Raw genomic sequence first — 17,442 nt, 5'->3', positions numbered from 1 at the left:
AAGGGGGGATTTGAATGAAGAACACATCGCAAAAAGCGAGTCATTATTATGCAGTTATATTCACTTCTAATTTATCGAATGATACAACAGATTATAGTACCGTTGCCGAAAAAATGGAGGAACTTGCAAAGCAGCAACCTGGATTTCTAGGTGTAGAAAGTGCACGAGATCATTCAGGACTCGGAATCACAATTTCTTATTGGGAATCACTTGAGGCGATTGACAATTGGAAACAGAACGCCTTACATAAAGAAGCAAAAAAAAGAGGTCGTGAGCAATGGTATGAAAACTTCCACCTACGTATCTGCCTTGTTGAGAAAGAATTTAAGTTTCATAGAGATACATTGTAATTATGAAAAAAAAATTAGCTCTCGTTATTGTTCATGAAATATATGGTGTGAACGACCATATGCATCACGTTATCCACCACTTCACTTCATCCCATATAGATGTATTCTGTCCTAATCTTCTACAAACGCAACACGCATTTCATTATAGTGATGAAGAAAAAGCGTATCAACACTTTGTAAATCATATTGGATTTGATGATGGAAAAGACCAAATTGACGAATTCATCCATACTCTTTCAAGCAATTATACACATATTGGACTTATCGGCTTTAGCGTTGGAGCTACCATCTCATGGCTATGTAGTAACAATCCGAAAATAGATTTTATTATCGGATGTTACGGCTCTCGTATACGCGACTATATTCACATGAAGCCTACATGCGCTACATTGCTTATATTCCCTGAAAAAGAAGCTAGTTTTTCAGTATCCTCTTTAATCCAAACATTGCAGCAACAAAAAAATCCTTTATTAGAAATACAACAACTACACGGTGAACATGGTTTTCTAAATCCGTACACTGAAAAATATAACGTGCACTCTACAAAACAAGCATACAATTTAATAGATTCGTTTCTTGTAAAAACACTCTTATAAAGGAGATTTAAATGACGCTTACATTACTCTTACTTATTTTCATATTCATTGCCTTTTTCTCAGCGCTAACTATCATTTTTGTAACCGTAAAAAAGGGGGAGTTTTCAAAACGTCCCTACTTACAATCTATTATCGTTTCCATTTTATTTTTTGCAAATTGGATCTTATATTTAACATCTTTTTATGGTTTACTTCCCGAGGTAGTTAGCGAGTTCATATTCTTACCCATTTGGTTTTTCCTTTGTATTTTAGGATGTATCGTTTTTTGGCGCGAATGGAGAAACAATCGTGTGTTCTCAATATGTATTGGTTTTCTTTCCTTTATTAGTTTTCTATTTGGTTTATTGTTGTTAGTTCTTTCGGGGATGTAATAGAAAAAGGAAGAAAAGCAAACTTTCAACTTTTCTTCCTTTTATGTTTACCTTTAGCTTTCATTGTCACTGATTCACAAGGTGTATAATAAATTTGAGGTGTCGCTCTATCAACAAACATCATAAACGTAATGAAGCCGATAATAAAGAAAATAAACAACGTTAACAAAATTGCTCCTATCGTTAAAAGTATCATAACACCACCCCTATATTTTTCATGTTATTACACTTTTCGCTATTATATGAGCGTAATCCTTTTTAGAAAAAGAAACGTAACAAAATAATCACAATCACTCCTGTTAATACTGTACCTAACAAACTACGAGTATATATCGCTACAAGAAATGTTGGAATTGCTGCGATCAAGTAATCCCACTGCATCGTCTCATGCATAAATAATACTTGGGCTAAAAGTGCTGCTAATATCGCAATTGGTATGTAATTTAACCATTTTAAACCCCAGTCTGGAATTTGTAGTTTGCTAAATACGAGTAGAGGTAAAATACGTGGCACGAGTGTGACAGCTCCTGCTGCTAGTAAAAGTAATAGTACGTCCAATCTCATTTCCATTTTTCAATCACAACTCCAATCGTCGCAGCTAGTAATGTTGCGATAATAACCGCTATACTATCTGGCATAAATAAGTGTGAAACGTATGCGATCATAATCGCTACAATTGCAACAGTAAGATGAATTGCTAGTTTCGGTTTACTACTTATGAGCTGAAGGACAAATAATCCGATAAACATTGCTGGTAATGCATAATCCATCCCGTACGTATGTGGATCTGGTATCCACTCACCAAACAGCCCGCCGATAATAGTAGCAAGAATCCAATTTAAATATGCTGTTACATTTAAGCCCATCATCCACCTGTCGCCTACATATCCTTTTTGCGCTGCATGCTGTACTGCAACGCCGAACGTTTCATCTGTAATTTGAGAACCGATAATTACATTTTTTAATAGCGGAAGTTTCGTAAAGTACGGCGCAAGTGCAGCACTCATTAGAAGGTGGCGTAAATTAACAAAAAAGACGGTGAAAATAATTGCTGAAGCAGGAGCACCAGCTGCATACATACCAGCTAATATAAATTGGGCAGAACCTGCATAAATTAAAGTGGACATAAATGCAATTTCAATGATGGAGAAACCTGCTGTTTTTGCAATTACACCAGCTGCTATACCAATGCTCAAATAACCAAATACAGTTGGTAAACAATCTTTTACTCCTTGCTGAAATGTATCATCGCTCTGCAAAGCTACATGTGCCTGAGCTTTACTCATCCTTATCATCCTCCATTCCTTCTAAAGTTCGTTTTCCTGTTACGACATGAACTAAATCTATATTTTCACGCCACAACGTATCTAACTTATCAGCTCCAAACTCCTTCGTAATTTCTTCGACCATAATATCGTGCCGCACATACTCTGTAGCAACGAGAACTAGTGCTGGGTCATACGTTGTAACGGCCCATGAAGTGCTATCATTTGAGAAGTTCGCAATTAATACTTCCTCTCCATCACGCGCAATAACAGTTAAATGACCACCCATTCTCTTTTCAACGACGTGGGGCGTCATATAATTATGGTGAAACGTCGCGCCTATTTTTGTATTTGGAGCGCCAAATAAGATTGAAAATATATGTACACCTTCCTCTTCCTTTTGATGAAGATATGGCTCAATTTCATGCACTTGATCTTCCCATACAGAAATCCATAACTCTTCCTTCGCCCTATTAATTATATTGCATATTTCTTTTACAACACGATCATTTGAGCGAATATGCGAAATTACATCTATTTGTCGCTCTTGTTCTAAACAATTTAATTTCTCATCTAAAAACTCAAAGGACTTCTCAAAGTCTTTTCGCATTCGATTCATTAATTCCGTAGCTGGTACTGGTACATATTTCACCGGTTCTGACGGAACAATATGCACCGCTCCTTTATCCATCAATTTACCGAGTACTTCATAAATCATCGAACGAGGTACCCCTGTTTGTTTACTCACTTCATACCCAGTTACTGGAGAATGTTTTAGTAGTCCAATATACGCTTTACATTCGTACTGAGAAAAACCTAACTTTTGTAATTCCTTTATAATTTCATCCATCGATAACCCCTCACAATCTATATAACTTTCACTTCAAAACGCTGCATGGATATTAGTAGTTATTACTATACCTACTAATATAAAAAAACAGACTCATAAAGTCAATTGATAATTCTGAAATTTAAACTAAAAATAAAAAGCCTTCTTATGAAAGGCTTTTTCTACATACTATTCTACTTATTTTAACTGCAAAGCATTTGATAAGTTCTCCCCCAGATGTTCACGTAAAGTAGAACCCTTATACTCTTCTCTAAATACACCGGCCTTCACGAATAAAGGAATAACTTCACTAAAGAATAGATCTAGTGACTTTGGCGGTCCTCCTGGAATAGCAATAAATCCATCTAACGTTCCTGCCTCAAATCTATCCATAATTTGTTTCGCAACGTCTTGCGCTGTACCAACCGCAACCCAATGAGCCGATCCAACAACTTCTGGTCGTTCTAGTATTTGTTCAAGTGTTGGTTCATTTTTAATAATGTAGTTCCGTAATAATTCAGCGTGTGTTTTACTGCGAACAGTTTGATCCCGACTTGGCAGCATCTCTTCCGTAATCTTACTTTCTAGTGGAATTCCTCTAGCATCTAGTCCGAGAACCATTTCAAGTAACGCATATCTCTTTTCTTTTGTGAGATGTTGATGAGCTTGCCTATGCATTTCTAATGCTTCTTCATATGTATCACCTATAAAGAAATATAATCCAGGTAATACGCGTATATCCTCTTGCTTTCGGCCATGCTGTTCGGCTCTTCTTCTTAAATCTTGACGCAGTTCCATTCCTGACTCTACATCTGGCGTTGCAGCAAAAATTGCATCCGCAACAGAAGCAGCAAAATTCCGGCCTGACTCTGAAGCACCTGCTTGAAATAATGGCATTTCCCCTGAAATATGCTGCGGAATATTAAGTGGACCTTTCACCTTAAAGTATTCACCATTATGCTCTATTGGCTGTACCATCTCTCTAATAACATCAGGATTATCTACTTTCAATACTTCATTAGGGTGACTACCCCAAAGTTTTCTTACTAACGCTGTACATTCTGCCGCTTTCGCGTATCTCTCTTCAGATGATGGCATTCCTTCCTCACCAAAGTTTTCAGCGCCGTCAATAGATGTAACAATATTCCAACCTACTCGTCCGTTACTAATCCAGTGTAAAGATTGTAATTGCCTCGCTAATATATATGGTGGATAAAACGAAGTTGATGCAGTCGTAACGACTCCAATTTTTTCTGTTGCATATGCAATAGCCGTAAACAGTAACGTCGGATCTAAAATGACATTTCCCTTATTACGAGCAATTAAATCTGGGTGCGCCACTAAATAATCGGCTTTAAAAACAAAATCTAACTTCGATTTTTCTGCTTGTTTCGCTAGTTCTACTTGCTCATTGATTCCCGAATCAAATATACAATCTTCTTTCTTTCTAGAAATTAAACATAATCCAATACAAAGTTGTTTTTTTGTAGACATACACACCATCCCCTTATTTTTAATTCACTTAGTTAAACAAATATTACTGTCATGATGAAATTCCATTCTTATGAAAATAGATAAAATGATATTGATAATCATTATCATTTTATGATGTAACTGTAATAAAAGCAATATAAAAAAGACTTCCTCTATGGGAAGTCTCCTATCTCAATATTTCATTTGCTTCTTTTTCATAAATTTTATCAAATGAAGTCATAACGCGTTGTGACGCTGAAATCATTTTTTGATCCGTCATAAGATCTGCCATCTCTTTCGTCATATCTACATTTGAATTTTCTAGCATATGGTTTTTTACTAAGCCTGTTCCGTTCGGTAAATCAGCAATATTCCCTTCTGCTAGTGTAAAGCTTTTGTTCTCTCTCTGTACGAGACGATTATTCGCTTCTGCACCTACTGTTTTTGTTTGCAGGCGGGCAATATTATTTTGTGTTACTGCATCATATAACGTACCGTCTGCTTGTACAGCTACTTTTGCTCCTTCTGGAATACGAATACGTTCATTATTCTCTCCCATTACGAAAGCGCCTGAAGTTGTTTGCAGGTAACGATCACTATTTAATGTAAAACTACCGTCTCTCGTTAAAAACGTTTCATTATTTTTAGATGTAACGAAAAACGAAGCTGTGCCAGCAGTTCCATCATCTAAAAAGAAATCTGTATCACTATTTGTCATTTGTATATTTCCTTGTACTAAGTTCACATGCGTTGCGGCTGGTACTACAGCGTAATCAGTCGAACCGATATTTGTCACAGCCCCATCTCCGCGGCGATATGTGTCTTGTACATCAAATACTTTAGAAGTCATATTTTCTGCTTTAAATCCTGTCGTTTGAGCATTTGCAACGTTATTCGAATGAACATTAATGCGCTGCATGTAATTCATCATACCCATAGAACCTATATAAAGACCGTTCATATTCGTTTGAATAAGGCAGTTACCTTATCCTTCACCTCTTTTCTATGATGTTTGCAACATTTGTTTCGCTAAATGTTCAGCTGTAGCGATATGTATATGTTGCTTCACGTCTTGTCCGTCTGTCATTAATACAATTGGAGCCGATGATACTGCTGGAATTTTCAATAATTCACCACTACTTGCTGTTTCATCAAATTTCGTAAATACGATACCATCAATATGAATATCTTTAAAATTCGTAATAATTTCAATCATGTCTTTACTTTTCATCGAAGCTGATAACGTTAAACAAATGTAATCTGGCTCTACTTGTCCCATCGTTTCAATCATTTCTTCTACTGTTTCTGACGCACGATAATTTTTTCCGGCGGTATCAATTAAAATATAATCGACGTGCGCTTCTTCTTTAAAATACGTAAGTGCTCTTGTCATTGCAGCTTCATCACGTACAGCGATTACTTCAAATCCAATTGTCTTGACGTAATCTTGCAGTTGCTGTACTGTTCCAATGCGCGAATGATCTGTCGTAATAAAACCGACCGTTTTTTTCTTACCGTGAAACTGCCATGCCATTTTCGCAAGTGTCGTCGTTTTTCCAACTCCAGTTGGACCGATTAATGCAATTGTTTGCACTTCTTTTTCAAAAACGTTTTCCGTATTGAAATGGGATCTCATATCTTCCAATATATAGCCGATCACTTCTTCTTCTGTAATCATCGTCGCATTCTCAAACTTCACTTTTAACTTTTCAGCATATGCATGAATGAAATATTGTTCTACATCGTTTTGCTCTAGCATACGAATTACTTTTTGAATAATAAACGGTACAGATTCTTGGTTTTCTTTTTTTACAACCACTTCTTCTTTCTTGACCGGAACAACTTTTTTCACAGTTTTTTGCTTTTTTGTTACTTTCGCTACTTTCGTTTCTTCCGTCTGTTTCACAACGACGATACCTTTTTCAAACAGCTTTAATAGTTTCTCTTTCTTTCTTGTCCATTCTTCACTATTTCCTGTTTGCATCGCCGCGTATGACATAGAAGTCGTCACGTTTTCTAAATTGTGCAGTACCGATTGAATTCCGTTCGCCTTCACAATTTGTTCTGAAGGATCGTTCACAACATCCATTAATTGTTCATGAAACTGAGCTGTGTCTTCATGCACTTCTTCCTGTTTATCCTCTGGAAAAGCAACTAACATTTCATAATTCTTTTTCCAAAAAAACGGGATATTTCGTTTTACACTTTCATCGACAACGTAATAATAATCTGTACCATATTGGTCAAATAACTTTCGATACAATTCATTTTTCGAAGCTGCTTTTATTCGCATTAACGCTTCTTTCTTTTCTGTACTTTCCATTACTTCACCCCCTACTATTCAATATAGGCAATTTGATCTACAACAATTTCCGGTGCTAATTCGCTAATACAAAGTACTTGCGCTTCTACTTGATAACGCTCAAGAAGTCTTACAATGGCAAATCTGAAATCTTTTCTACGCGTTAATAATACTGGTTCTCTTCCCATTAAACGAGCTTGTTTAAAGACACGCTGTACTTGTTCAACAACACGTGTTTCTAAATCTAAATCCCAGTTTAATAAGTAACCTTGGTATGAATTATTTACAACATCCGCATCTAACTCGATTGAATCTGAGAAGAGCGCCGCATAAATTTTACCGTCAGGATTTTTTGCATTTTCACAAATAACTTTTGAAATACATTCACGGACGAACGACGTTACACCGTCAACATGATTTTGATAAATTTCTTTTCCGTCAATAATACCTTCGATAATAGTTGGTAAATCACGAATAGAAATACCCTCTTTTAACAGTTGTTTAATAACATTTTGAACGAGTGATAAGTCGATTTCTTTCTTCTTAATCTCTTCTAATAAAACGCCGTTATCATTTTCAAGCGAGTTAATTAAGTCTTTTACATGTTGACGCTGAATTAACTCATGAAGATTACGTCTAACGACAACATCTAAATGCGTAATTAATATGCTAAGTGGCTCTAATACTTGATAGCCTTTCATTTGTGCATCTTGTACCATATGCTCTAAAATCCAATATCCATCTTCACCGAAAATCGGATCTTTCGCTGGTTCTGCATCTAAATCGGCCATTACATTCGGTGTTTTCAGTGCTAATAAGTAACCTGATTTTAAAACACCTTCAGCTGCCTTCGCACCTTTAATACGAATAATGTAACGTCCTCGTGGTCTAAAACTCGTATTATCTTTAAAGTTAATGCCAGGAACGTTAATACCAAGGTCGGTAATAATCGACTTCCTCATAAGAACAACTTTATCACGAGCTGTTTCCCCGTTAATCTTCTGCTTTACAAGTGCTGCTAAATCTAAACCGAGTTCTACTATAATTGGATATTTATCTGTAAATACTCCGAATGAATCTTCCACTTGTTGCAGTTGCTCATCTTCGCCTTGAATCATTTCTATTTCTTTTTGAAGCTCATCTTCTTTTTCTTTCTTTATTCGGTTTTTATTACGAATTCCTAAGAAAATAATTGTTCCACCAACAAGAGCAAATGGTAGAAACGGTAGCGGAGTGAAAATACCCATCGCAATAAATAAACCACCAAGCGCATATACAACAACTTCATGCGCTAATAACTCTTTAAAGATACCTTCAGTTACTGTATCAGATGAACCATCAAATACACGCGTTACGATAATCCCAGTTGAAATCGCAAGCATTAACGAACCGATTTGGTTTACGATTCCGTCACCGACAGTTAACTGTGTATAGTGAATAGCTGCATCAGCAAAACTCATTCCCTGCTGCATCATGCCGACAATTAAACCGAAAATAATGTTTACGAATAAAATGACGATCCCGAAAATAACGTCCCCTTTAATGAACTTCCCGGCACCATCCATCGCACCGTAAAACTCTGTTTCCATATTTAACTTTTTTCGTTTTGCCTGTGCATCTTTTTCAGTAATAATACGCTGGTTTAAATCCGCATCGATTGACATTTGTTTCCCGGGTAAAGAATCAAGTGTAAAACGAGCTGCAACTTCAGCTGTACGAGACGCACCGTTTGCAACGATAAACTGGAATATGATTAATACTATGAAAATAACGATACCAATTAATAAGTTCCCGCCAATTACGAACTGGCCAAACTCTTCAATAACATGCCCCGCATTTCCGTCTGTCAAAATCGCTCGCGTCGTCGATACGTTAATCGATACACGGAAAATCCCGATTAATAACAGCATCGTCGGAAATGACTTTAATTCATCCCACTCGTTAATACTTGTTGCTCGCATATAAATAAGCACTGACATACTTAGTAAAAAAACGATAACGATATCAAGTATAAATGGTGGAAGTGGAATTAAGAGCGCCACTACGAATGACGCTGCTAAAAAGATAGAAAAATAGGTTCTTGCAGAATCTATCTTAAACACAAGAGATCTCCTCCAACCGCGCTATTATACTTCAAGTTCATTGGTTTGAATTAAATAGCGCATAACTTCAATTACAGCTACGTATAAATCTTCTGGAATCGTCTCATCTTCCTCGACTTGATAATATAAAGAACGAGCAAGTGGACGGTTTTCCACCATTGGTATTTCTTGTTCGCGGGCGAGCGTTCGTATATATAATGCGAGCTCATCTTCCCCTTTTGCAACGACAATTGGCGCCGAATCAACTTGTTTATTGTACCGAAGTACGACTGAAATATGAGTCGGATTGTTTACAATAAACGTTGCACCATCCATTTTCTTCGCAATTGTCCCTTGCAAGATGGCATGCATAAAGTTTTTTCGTTTTCCCTTTACTTGCGGGTCCCCTTCATTATCTTTATGCTCTTGTTTTACTTCTTCTTTTTTCATCTTAATATCTTGTTCGTACTCCCATTTTTGATAAATAAAATCAATAATAGAAAGAACGATTAATATAATTAAAATAGCTAAAAAGATAAATTTAATTTGCCTAATAATTTCAGTAAGCGACGCAGTCCAGTTAAATCCAATCATACTCACGATCTTCTCTAAATTCTTTTTAAAGAGAACGTAAGCGACGTAACCAATTAACCCCATATAAAATAGTGATTTCAAAATATCTACTAAACTTTTACGACTAAACAATCTCGTAAAATAATTTTTGGGGTTAATACGTGACGCTTTCGGCTTAATGACTTTAGAAGAAAATAAGAAACCGACTTGAATCATATAATTAAATAAATGAAAAGCGTATACGAGTATTAATATTGGCGCTGATACTTTTAGTAATAAAATCCCCATTAAATAAAAATACTCAGTTGAATCTGTATTTTTTCCAATTTGATCAAACAGTACCGCTACAGAGTTTGCAATCTCAAACCCTAACCAATCTCCAAAAAAGTAAACGACAACTGCCAATACAAGTATGGAAAATAAATTATTTAAATCTTTACTCCGGGCAATATTCCCTTCTTCACGCGATTTCTTACGCTTCTGCGGGGTGGCCTTTTCTGTTTTATTATCCTTTGCCATGCGCGTCCCCCTACTTCGTTAAGAAAAAGTTAAATAGTTTCGTATATTCCTCAAGCAATACGTCCGTCATATTTTTAAACACATAACCGAGCATTGGTACACTCATCGCAATAAACAAAATACCACATGTGATTTTAATGACATACGCATTCATAAAAACGTTTAATTGCGGAGCGTTTTTTGCGATTAAAATTAAAACAAAGTTAATGATGAACAAACTTCCCATAAGCGGAAGAGCAATTTCAACCGCTGATGTTATCGCAAATAATAACGTTGCGAGTAGACTATCTAAAAAACTAGTCGTCAGCAATTTTGAAATCGCCTCTGTATATTGAAACGACTTTAAAATCGTGGCAACGAAATAATTAATGCCGCCAAGTGAAATAAAAATAATGAGAAAGAATATATCAAAAATGGTTGATAGTAAAGTAGACTGTGAACCTGCATTTACATCAAACAAACTTGCTTGTGATAAACCGATATCAAAGTCTAAAATATGCCCGGCCATTTTCGGAATGTTCCACAGCATTTCTACAATTTTTGAAAGCGATAATCCAATTACAATTTGCGTACCTGCATAAGCTGCTACGTCCCAAGTTGTCTTTATGTGAGAGACATCAACTTGATCGGCCACCGTAATGGAAAGAGCAAGTCCAAATGTAACTTTCGCCATTGCTGGAATGGATCGACCTGAGAAAAACGGTAAAAAATATAAAAATGAAGTAATGCGACAAAACGCAAAAAACGTCGCCGCCCATAATTCCATATTCATTTCATTCCACCTATCTTAGTACGAACGCAATAGCGATGGGATTTTATCAAATAAATCTAAAATAAGCGTCGTTAACTCTTGAAACATCCACGGACCTAAAATGATAATAACGAGTACAATACTCGCCATTTTCGGTAAAAACGTCAGCGTTTGCTCTTGAATTTGCATCATCGCCATAATGACAGCGATGATAATAACGACAATCATACTTACACCGGCAACCGGCATTAAAATCATAACCCCTTTATAAAAAAAGGTTTGAAAAATATCTATAATTGGTGACGTATTCATTTATATGACTCCTATCACATAGCATCAAACGCTTCAGGCGACCGTTTTAAACATAATGTCGACGATTTTTGTATATCCACCTAAATATACGAAAACGAGTATTTTAAATGGTAAACTTAAAATCATCGGCGGTACCATCATCATTCCGAGGTACATTAAAAGTGTACTAATAATCAAATCTATAAATACAAACGCTAAATAAATGAACATCCCTGTTAACAATCCTTTTTGAATTTGCGTTAACGTAAAGGATGGTACGAGCGTAAATAAAGAAAGATCTTTCAAATCTTTCGGCAACTCTTCACCGCGCACTTTCAGCATCATCTTTAAATCATGCTTATACGTATGCTTTGACATATACTCTTTCATAATCGGAGCTGTCGTCTCCGCAGCTTGACTTACTGTTATTTTCTCTTTCGTCATCGGATCCCACACATCGCTCTTTAGCTGCCCAAGTACAGGCTGCATCGTAAAGAGTGATAAAAATAATGCAAGTCCAACAAGCACTTGGTTCGGTGGTAAATTCATTACCCCAAGTCCTTGACGTGTAATCCCAAGAACGATCATAAAATAAGTAAAATGTGTAAATAATAGAACGATAGAAGAAGATAATGACAACAGGGTAACGAGCGCAAATAGTTGTACACTTGAATTACTCGTAAACTCTTTTCCATTTTCGAAATTAATAAAACCATTTTGGGCTGCATACGCTGGATTTACAAAAATAATTGAAAAAACGATAGAAAATACGAAAATAATGGCTAATAATGATAACTGTTTCTTTATTCTCATGATGGATCCTCTACTTTTTTCGTTTCACTCTTCACCGCGTCTTCTAGCGCTTGTTGAAACTGATTTCCTGTTCCTGTTAATTGCACAGACTGCACACCGTTATTACTAATAACCGTGAACACTTGCTTGCCGTCTACTTCAAATAAAAAGGCACTCGTTTGATGATTTAAATAAACGCCGTCTTTCACTTGAATATGGCCATTTTCACCTTGTTTAAAAAACTGCTGCTTGCGCGTCTTTTTCGTCATATAATATGCACCGTAGCCGAGCGCACCAAACAGTAAAACGACTTGAAATAAGGTCGTCATATACGACATATGACTCCTCCTCTACTCTTTATCTAGCATTTGACTTTGCGCCTTCATAAGCGCAGCTTGCTTCTTGTCAGCTTCAATTTCAGAAATGATAATACCGAACTTCTCGTCCATTACGATCGCTTCCCCAATGCCGACTTTCATATTACTTAAATACACATCTACTTTATGTCCTAAGTTTTTCTCTACTTCAAGAACATCGCCCACTTTTAATTGCTTCACATCACCGAGCGTAATAGATGACTTCCCAAGCTTTACACCAAGTTCAATCGAAATATCCGAAACAGTATCAATATGTGCTTTACCCGCTTCATTTCGCTTTCCTGCAAATTCTTCTAATCCCATTAATGACACAGGAGATACTTCATGCTTCATATGGATCCTCCTACTCTACAAAACTTTTAAATAAGAGCGCCTTACGCGTTCCATCTTTTCCAATAAAACAATTAAATTTATGCTTTCCATCTACATAACCAAGCAATTCATCCGAAACTTTCGTATGAAGCGGAATAATATCTCCCTCTTCAATTTGTTCAATGTCACCCATTGTCATCTTCTGTTCACCAATCGCAACGTGAACAGGTTTAAACACTTGATTTACTTTCACTTCTACTTCAGACGTATACTTTTTACGCTTATCCGAAGAATGTTCGACAATATTTTCAGACGTTAACTTATCCATAATTTCTTCAACAGATAAGAACGGAATACCGATACGAACTGTCGTATTCCAAAAATCCGTTTTCATATTTACGTTCAGTAATGAAATGATATCACTCGCTGTCGTAATCTTAAGTGCATTTGGATCTGTCTCTGTCGTTACAAATTTCGGTTTAATCTCTACAACACTTTCAAATGATTGCTCTAAATTTTTGCAAAGGAGCATAAAAATATTATCCAGTGTTAAAAACTCAAATGCGGTAAGTGGTCTGCGCATCGTAAAGTTACGCTTACTATCTCCGCCAAGCCAACATTCATGAATATAAATAACGAACGCTAAATCAATCTCAATAACAATTTCTCCAAGCTCTGGGAGGCCAAGATCAATAACGCAATATAAATAATAATCTTTCGGCATTTTCTCCACATACTCACTCGTAAATGGAACTTGTTCAACCGTTGAAGGCTCTAACTCAATCGGAATACGCATACGCGCTGCCAACGTCTGTGACGTCTGTTTTCCAAACGTAGAAGCAATCGCTTGCAAGCTACGTAAATGCTCAACACCAAACTTCTCCGGTCTATTAAAATCATACTCTTGAAATTTCTCTTGCTTCCCTGCTTCTTGTGCAAAAGCTGGCATTTCCTCGCCTTCATTTACCGCCTTCAGCAGGGCATCAATTTGCTCTTGGCTTAATTTTTCGCCACTCATGACAATCCCCTTCCCTACCTTTTCAATTCAACGATTTCAACGTACATCTTCCCGTTTTTCGTCAAAATCTTTCCGGTTCCAATCTCTTCATTCTCAAGCATAAGACGCACCGTATTTTTCGTTGAATTTTCAAGACGATACAATGTACCTTTCGTAATATGAAGCAAATCTTCAATTTTCTTTTTCGTATTTCCGATTTCAAAATAAATTGTTAACGGAATATCATCTTGTAATTTCAAATCTAGCCAACTCCCATATCATGTTCACGAAAATTTCATGTTCTCTCTATATATGAAACTTCTTATTTTGAAACGTCGATATTTAATATTTTTTTAATATATCCTTGCGTTTCTTTAAATGGCGGTACGCCTCCGTACTTTCTCACATTACCAGGGCCAGCATTATAAGAAGCAAGTGCCAATACTAAGTCGCCGTTATTTTTCTTCAAATAACCGCTTAACTCTTTCACACCGCCCTCAATACTTTCAGCTGGTGAAAATGGATTTTTTATACCCATCTCTTTCACATTCGCTGGCATAAGCTGCATAAGACCCATCGCACCTGCATGTGACACCGTTTTCGGATTAAAATCAGATTCTACTTCAATCATTTTTTGAATTAACATTTTCGGAATTTCGTATGTACGACTTACACGATCAATAATATCCTCATACTTCCCTTCATTGGAAGAACGTATTTTTTGAATATTATACTTCTTCGTTAATCCCCACGTATCAGCAGCCTCATTTTTCGTTTCTGGGAAACGTCGTTCAAACTCTTTTTGTGCGACTTGCACTTCATCTACGTTCTTCGTTTCAGTCTTTTCTTCAGGCTTACTTACTTCCTCTACTTTATGAATAGATTCTGCTTGTTTATTCACAACCGCTTCTATTTTCGTAGATTGTACCGGCTGACTCATATCCTCTACACTTGTCGGCTGCGCAGTACCCTTCGTCTCCTTCGCAGGTTCACTCTGCAATTTCTCTTGAAAACGACTACTAACGAATGCTTGTGGACTACTTAGCTTTTGCTGAATTTGTCCTTTCTTATATGCAAGCACTTCTTTTACTATATTTCCAACTATCATAATATCACCTTTTCGGTAAACAAAGATAATCTAATATTAGAGTTTTTTTTTAAAGTTTGCAATAATCCTTTTAATAATATTGTAATAAAAAAATGAATATATTGTTAAACTGTTATTTTTTTATATTTATTAATTCGAATTTTTAGTTGACACCCGCTATGACAGGGATTACAATAAATCTCGAAATTGATTTTTTCGCATATTACCGTTTTTCAATTTGCAGAAAAGTCAATATAAAAAAATGGGGGTTCTTAACATGAGAATTAATACAAACATTAATAGCATGCGTACACAAGAGTACATGCGCCAAAACCAAGCGAAAATGAGCAACGCTATGGACCGTTTATCAAGCGGTAAACGTATCAACAACGCTTCTGACGATGCAGCAGGTCTTGCAATCGCAACTCGTATGCGTGCTCGTGAAAGCGGATTAGGAGTAGCTGCTAACAACACACAAGATGGTATGTCAGTGATCCGTACAGCTGACTCAGCATTAGGCTCTGTATCTAACATCTTACTTCGTATGCGTGACATCGCTAACCAATCTGCGAATGGTACAAATACTTTGGAAAACCAAGGTGCTTTAAATAAAGAATTTGATGCTTTAAAAGAACAAATTGATTACATTGCTAAAAACACACAATTTAATGACAAAAACTTATTAGATGGTTCTAAAGCTTCTATCTCTATCCAAACACTTGATTCATCTGAAACAAGTAAGCAAATTAATATCAACTTAGCAAATGTATCTACTTCTGCATTAAAAATTGATACATTAACAATTGCTGGCACAAATTCAACAACACTACAGGCAGCAGACCTTAAAGTAGCTACTGATGCTGCGCAAGCTTTACAAGATTTAGACCCAGCAAAAGCTACAAGCAAAGAAACTGAAGATGCTATTGCTGAATTCAAAAAAGGATTCGATTTAGTTAAAGATTACATGACTGAACAACAAGTAACAGATGTTCAACAAAAACTTGATAAATATACAGTTGATAAGACAGTTCCAAATGCTCAAGAAATTGGAGCTGCATTTGTAGCCCCTACAGCTGGCGCAAAAGCAAACGTTAGTGCTAATTCAGCAATCAAATCAATTGACTCAGCTCTTAAATCAATCGCTGACAACCGTGCAACTCTAGGTGCTACATTAAACCGTCTTGACTTTAACGTAAATAACCTTAAGAGCCAATCTGCTAGTATGGCTTCAGCTGCTTCTCAAATCGAAGACGCTGACATGGCGAAAGAAATGTCTGAAATGACTAAGTTCAAAATCTTGAACGAAGCTGGAATCAGCATGCTTTCTCAAGCAAACCAAACGCCACAAATGGTTTCTAAATTATTACAATAAGCCATTTGAGTTAGTTTCTTGAATAAACCTCTCTGCTTGCGGAGAGGTTTATTTTTTCTATATAAACAGATTAAAGGCTTCTCTTTTACTTAAATAGAAGATCTAGCCATATTTAGTAGCAGTCAGGGCTTACTTTGTCCTCGTCCCTTTTATTAAAACAAAAAGATAAAATAAGCATAAGTCTCTTTATCCTTCCATATCCGTTTATTAGCTTTAGAACACTGACTATATCAATTTTATAAGGAGTGTCTATTATGCGTATTGGTACGAACGTTTTGAGTATGAATGCTAGGCAATCACTATATGAGAATGAAAAACGTATGAATGTTGCGATGGAGCATTTGGCGACTGGTAAGAAGTTAAACCATGCTTCTGATAATCCAGCTAATGTTGCAATTGTGACTCGTATGCATGCACGAGCGAGTGGTATGCGTGTGGCGATTCGTAATAATGAGGATGCGCTATCAATGATTCGGACAGCGGAAGCCGCTCTTCAAACTGTGACGAATATTTTACAGCGTATGCGTGATTTAGCTGTTCAGTCTGCGAACGATACAAATTCAAATAAAAACCGTAATTCGTTAAATAAAGAGTTTCAATCTTTAACAGAGCAAATTGGCTATATTGGCGAGACGACTGAGTTTAATGATTTATCCGTGTTCGACGGCCAAAACCGTCCTGTTACGTTAGATGATATTGGTCATACAGTAAATATAACGAAACACATTCCCCCTTCCCCTACACAACATGACATCAAGATCTCAACAGAGCAAGAAGCAAGAGCTGCAATTCGTAAAATTGAAGAGGCTTTACAAAATGTATCACTTCATCGTGCTGATCTTGGGGCTATGATGAATCGTTTACAGTTTAATATTGAAAATTTAAATAGCCAAAGTATGGCCTTAACAGATGCTGCATCTCGAATTGAAGATGCGGATATGGCGCAGGAAATGAGCGATTTTTTAAAGTTTAAATTGTTAACTGAAGTTGCGCTTAGTATGGTTTCACAAGCAAATCAAATTCCGCAAATGGTTTCTAAACTACTACAATCGTAAAAGTTCATTTTCCATCTTTGGAACGATTCCACACAAAACAAAAGGGAAA

At 36.4% G+C, this 17,442-nt stretch carries 22 protein-coding genes; 5 read left to right on the top strand and 17 right to left on the bottom strand.

Going from position 1 to position 17,442, the window contains the following annotated elements:
* Positions 1–14: 14 nt before the first annotated feature.
* From DN392_RS21185 to DN392_RS21175, 3 genes are read left to right on the top strand one after another with little or no spacing between them, the layout of a single operon-like run.
* A complete protein-coding gene (locus DN392_RS21185; RefSeq protein WP_048566850.1) occupies positions 15–350 on the top strand; it encodes an antibiotic biosynthesis monooxygenase family protein in 336 nt (111 codons plus the stop codon).
* Between the two features lie 2 nt (positions 351–352).
* On the top strand, positions 353–946 hold the full coding sequence (locus DN392_RS21180; protein WP_000727626.1) for a dienelactone hydrolase family protein: 594 nt from the start codon (positions 353–355) through the stop codon (positions 944–946).
* 11 nt (positions 947–957) lie between these two features.
* Positions 958–1,317, top strand: coding sequence for a hypothetical protein (locus DN392_RS21175; protein ID WP_048566849.1), 360 nt, complete (start codon positions 958–960; stop codon positions 1,315–1,317).
* Between the two features lie 25 nt (positions 1,318–1,342).
* On the opposite strand, the gene DN392_RS21170 is transcribed toward DN392_RS21175, so the two are convergent.
* The 17 genes from DN392_RS21170 to DN392_RS21090 form a co-directional block, all read right to left on the bottom strand.
* Positions 1,343–1,513 (bottom strand): DUF3951 domain-containing protein, encoded by a 171-nt coding sequence (locus DN392_RS21170; protein ID WP_000602238.1) that lies wholly within the window; start codon positions 1,511–1,513, stop codon positions 1,343–1,345.
* 62 nt (positions 1,514–1,575) lie between these two features.
* Positions 1,576–1,887, bottom strand: a complete 312-nt coding sequence (locus tag DN392_RS21165; RefSeq protein WP_000425942.1) for an AzlD domain-containing protein — start codon at positions 1,885–1,887, stop codon at positions 1,576–1,578.
* Entirely contained in the window at positions 1,878–2,603 is a 726-nt protein-coding gene (locus DN392_RS21160) for an AzlC family ABC transporter permease (protein ID WP_000030495.1), read from the bottom strand. Before DN392_RS21160 ends, DN392_RS21165 begins: the two co-directional genes overlap by 10 nt.
* Positions 2,596–3,432, bottom strand: a complete 837-nt coding sequence (locus DN392_RS21155) for a TrmB family transcriptional regulator (RefSeq protein ID WP_048566848.1) — start codon at positions 3,430–3,432, stop codon at positions 2,596–2,598. Before DN392_RS21155 ends, DN392_RS21160 begins: the two co-directional genes overlap by 8 nt.
* Before the next feature lie 177 nt (positions 3,433–3,609).
* Positions 3,610–4,905 (bottom strand): NtaA/DmoA family FMN-dependent monooxygenase, encoded by a 1,296-nt coding sequence (locus DN392_RS21150; RefSeq protein ID WP_088321457.1) that lies wholly within the window; start codon positions 4,903–4,905, stop codon positions 3,610–3,612.
* Between the two features lie 166 nt (positions 4,906–5,071).
* Positions 5,072–5,845, bottom strand: coding sequence for a flagellar basal-body rod protein FlgG (locus tag DN392_RS21145; RefSeq protein WP_088321458.1), 774 nt, complete (start codon positions 5,843–5,845; stop codon positions 5,072–5,074).
* A 42-nt stretch (positions 5,846–5,887) separates the two neighbouring features.
* Positions 5,888–7,207: a flagellar biosynthesis GTPase FlhF gene (gene flhF, locus DN392_RS21140; protein ID WP_048566846.1), complete on the bottom strand. Its 1,320-nt coding sequence runs from the start codon at positions 7,205–7,207 to the stop codon at positions 5,888–5,890.
* Between the two features lie 14 nt (positions 7,208–7,221).
* A complete protein-coding gene (flhA, locus tag DN392_RS21135) occupies positions 7,222–9,288 on the bottom strand; it encodes a flagellar biosynthesis protein FlhA (protein WP_048566845.1) in 2,067 nt (688 codons plus the stop codon).
* A 24-nt stretch (positions 9,289–9,312) separates the two neighbouring features.
* Positions 9,313–10,359: a flagellar type III secretion system protein FlhB gene (gene flhB, locus DN392_RS21130; protein ID WP_001030093.1), complete on the bottom strand. Its 1,047-nt coding sequence runs from the start codon at positions 10,357–10,359 to the stop codon at positions 9,313–9,315.
* Between the two features lie 10 nt (positions 10,360–10,369).
* The gene (locus DN392_RS21125; RefSeq protein WP_001055694.1) at positions 10,370–11,131 is read right to left on the bottom strand and encodes a flagellar biosynthetic protein FliR; all 762 of its coding nucleotides are present in this window, start codon (positions 11,129–11,131) and stop codon (positions 10,370–10,372) included.
* A gap of 15 nt (positions 11,132–11,146) precedes the next feature.
* Positions 11,147–11,422 carry a flagellar biosynthetic protein FliQ gene (locus DN392_RS21120; protein ID WP_001098085.1) on the bottom strand — a complete coding sequence of 92 codons (276 nt, stop codon included), beginning with the start codon at positions 11,420–11,422 and terminating at the stop codon, positions 11,147–11,149.
* Positions 11,423–11,455: 33 nt separating this feature from the next.
* A complete protein-coding gene (locus DN392_RS21115) occupies positions 11,456–12,214 on the bottom strand; it encodes a flagellar type III secretion system pore protein FliP (RefSeq protein ID WP_001220577.1) in 759 nt (252 codons plus the stop codon).
* Complete coding sequence (locus tag DN392_RS21110; RefSeq protein WP_000121176.1) at positions 12,211–12,531, bottom strand: hypothetical protein; 321 nt, start codon at positions 12,529–12,531, stop codon at positions 12,211–12,213. The genes DN392_RS21115 and DN392_RS21110 overlap by 4 nt, the downstream gene beginning before the upstream one ends.
* A gap of 12 nt (positions 12,532–12,543) precedes the next feature.
* On the bottom strand, positions 12,544–12,903 hold the full coding sequence (gene fliN / locus DN392_RS21105) for a flagellar motor switch protein FliN (protein ID WP_048566843.1): 360 nt from the start codon (positions 12,901–12,903) through the stop codon (positions 12,544–12,546).
* 10 nt (positions 12,904–12,913) lie between these two features.
* Positions 12,914–13,900, bottom strand: a complete 987-nt coding sequence (gene fliM, locus DN392_RS21100; protein ID WP_048566842.1) for a flagellar motor switch protein FliM — start codon at positions 13,898–13,900, stop codon at positions 12,914–12,916.
* Positions 13,901–13,914: 14 nt separating this feature from the next.
* Positions 13,915–14,139: a flagellar motor switch protein FliN gene (locus tag DN392_RS21095; RefSeq protein WP_000775712.1), complete on the bottom strand. Its 225-nt coding sequence runs from the start codon at positions 14,137–14,139 to the stop codon at positions 13,915–13,917.
* Positions 14,140–14,201: 62 nt separating this feature from the next.
* Positions 14,202–14,987 carry a lytic transglycosylase domain-containing protein gene (locus tag DN392_RS21090; protein WP_048566841.1) on the bottom strand — a complete coding sequence of 262 codons (786 nt, stop codon included), beginning with the start codon at positions 14,985–14,987 and terminating at the stop codon, positions 14,202–14,204.
* 256 nt (positions 14,988–15,243) lie between these two features.
* Here DN392_RS21090 and DN392_RS21085 point away from each other — a divergent pair, with 256 nt between their 5' ends.
* Positions 15,244–16,338, top strand: a complete 1,095-nt coding sequence (locus DN392_RS21085; RefSeq protein ID WP_048566840.1) for a flagellin N-terminal helical domain-containing protein — start codon at positions 15,244–15,246, stop codon at positions 16,336–16,338.
* Between the two features lie 254 nt (positions 16,339–16,592).
* The gene (locus tag DN392_RS21080; protein ID WP_048566839.1) at positions 16,593–17,393 is read left to right on the top strand and encodes a flagellin N-terminal helical domain-containing protein; all 801 of its coding nucleotides are present in this window, start codon (positions 16,593–16,595) and stop codon (positions 17,391–17,393) included.
* Positions 17,394–17,442: the final 49 nt, after the last annotated feature.

Source organism: Bacillus sp. BB51/4 (assembly GCF_008368845.1).
Classification (GTDB): Bacteria; Bacillota; Bacilli; order Bacillales; family Bacillaceae_G; genus Bacillus_A; species Bacillus_A wiedmannii.
Note: the sequence above shows the minus strand (reverse complement) of the source record. Positions and strands in the feature narration are given on the sequence as shown.

What these genes read in the sequence shown, in the direction of transcription:
- DN392_RS21185 (WP_048566850.1), top strand. Translation starts at nt 15, where the DNA reads ATGAAGAACACATCGCAAAAAGCGAGTCATTATTATGCAGTTATATTC.
- DN392_RS21180 (WP_000727626.1), top strand. Translation starts at nt 353, where the DNA reads ATGAAAAAAAAATTAGCTCTCGTTATTGTTCATGAAATATATGGTGTG.
- DN392_RS21175 (WP_048566849.1), top strand. Translation starts at nt 958, where the DNA reads ATGACGCTTACATTACTCTTACTTATTTTCATATTCATTGCCTTTTTC.
- DN392_RS21170 (WP_000602238.1), bottom strand. Translation starts at nt 1,513, where the DNA reads ATGATACTTTTAACGATAGGAGCAATTTTGTTAACGTTGTTTATTTTC.
- DN392_RS21165 (WP_000425942.1), bottom strand. Translation starts at nt 1,887, where the DNA reads ATGGAAATGAGATTGGACGTACTATTACTTTTACTAGCAGCAGGAGCT.
- DN392_RS21160 (WP_000030495.1), bottom strand. Translation starts at nt 2,603, where the DNA reads ATGAGTAAAGCTCAGGCACATGTAGCTTTGCAGAGCGATGATACATTT.
- DN392_RS21155 (WP_048566848.1), bottom strand. Translation starts at nt 3,432, where the DNA reads ATGGATGAAATTATAAAGGAATTACAAAAGTTAGGTTTTTCTCAGTAC.
- DN392_RS21150 (WP_088321457.1), bottom strand. Translation starts at nt 4,905, where the DNA reads ATGTCTACAAAAAAACAACTTTGTATTGGATTATGTTTAATTTCTAGA.
- DN392_RS21145 (WP_088321458.1), bottom strand. Translation starts at nt 5,845, where the DNA reads ATGAACGGTCTTTATATAGGTTCTATGGGTATGATGAATTACATGCAG.
- flhF (WP_048566846.1), bottom strand. Translation starts at nt 7,207, where the DNA reads ATGGAAAGTACAGAAAAGAAAGAAGCGTTAATGCGAATAAAAGCAGCT.
- flhB (WP_001030093.1), bottom strand. Translation starts at nt 10,359, where the DNA reads ATGGCAAAGGATAATAAAACAGAAAAGGCCACCCCGCAGAAGCGTAAG.
- DN392_RS21125 (WP_001055694.1), bottom strand. Translation starts at nt 11,131, where the DNA reads ATGAATATGGAATTATGGGCGGCGACGTTTTTTGCGTTTTGTCGCATT.
- DN392_RS21120 (WP_001098085.1), bottom strand. Translation starts at nt 11,422, where the DNA reads ATGAATACGTCACCAATTATAGATATTTTTCAAACCTTTTTTTATAAA.
- DN392_RS21115 (WP_001220577.1), bottom strand. Translation starts at nt 12,214, where the DNA reads ATGAGAATAAAGAAACAGTTATCATTATTAGCCATTATTTTCGTATTT.
- DN392_RS21110 (WP_000121176.1), bottom strand. Translation starts at nt 12,531, where the DNA reads ATGTCGTATATGACGACCTTATTTCAAGTCGTTTTACTGTTTGGTGCG.
- fliN (WP_048566843.1), bottom strand. Translation starts at nt 12,903, where the DNA reads ATGAAGCATGAAGTATCTCCTGTGTCATTAATGGGATTAGAAGAATTT.
- fliM (WP_048566842.1), bottom strand. Translation starts at nt 13,900, where the DNA reads ATGAGTGGCGAAAAATTAAGCCAAGAGCAAATTGATGCCCTGCTGAAG.
- DN392_RS21090 (WP_048566841.1), bottom strand. Translation starts at nt 14,987, where the DNA reads ATGATAGTTGGAAATATAGTAAAAGAAGTGCTTGCATATAAGAAAGGA.
- DN392_RS21085 (WP_048566840.1), top strand. Translation starts at nt 15,244, where the DNA reads ATGAGAATTAATACAAACATTAATAGCATGCGTACACAAGAGTACATG.
- DN392_RS21080 (WP_048566839.1), top strand. Translation starts at nt 16,593, where the DNA reads ATGCGTATTGGTACGAACGTTTTGAGTATGAATGCTAGGCAATCACTA.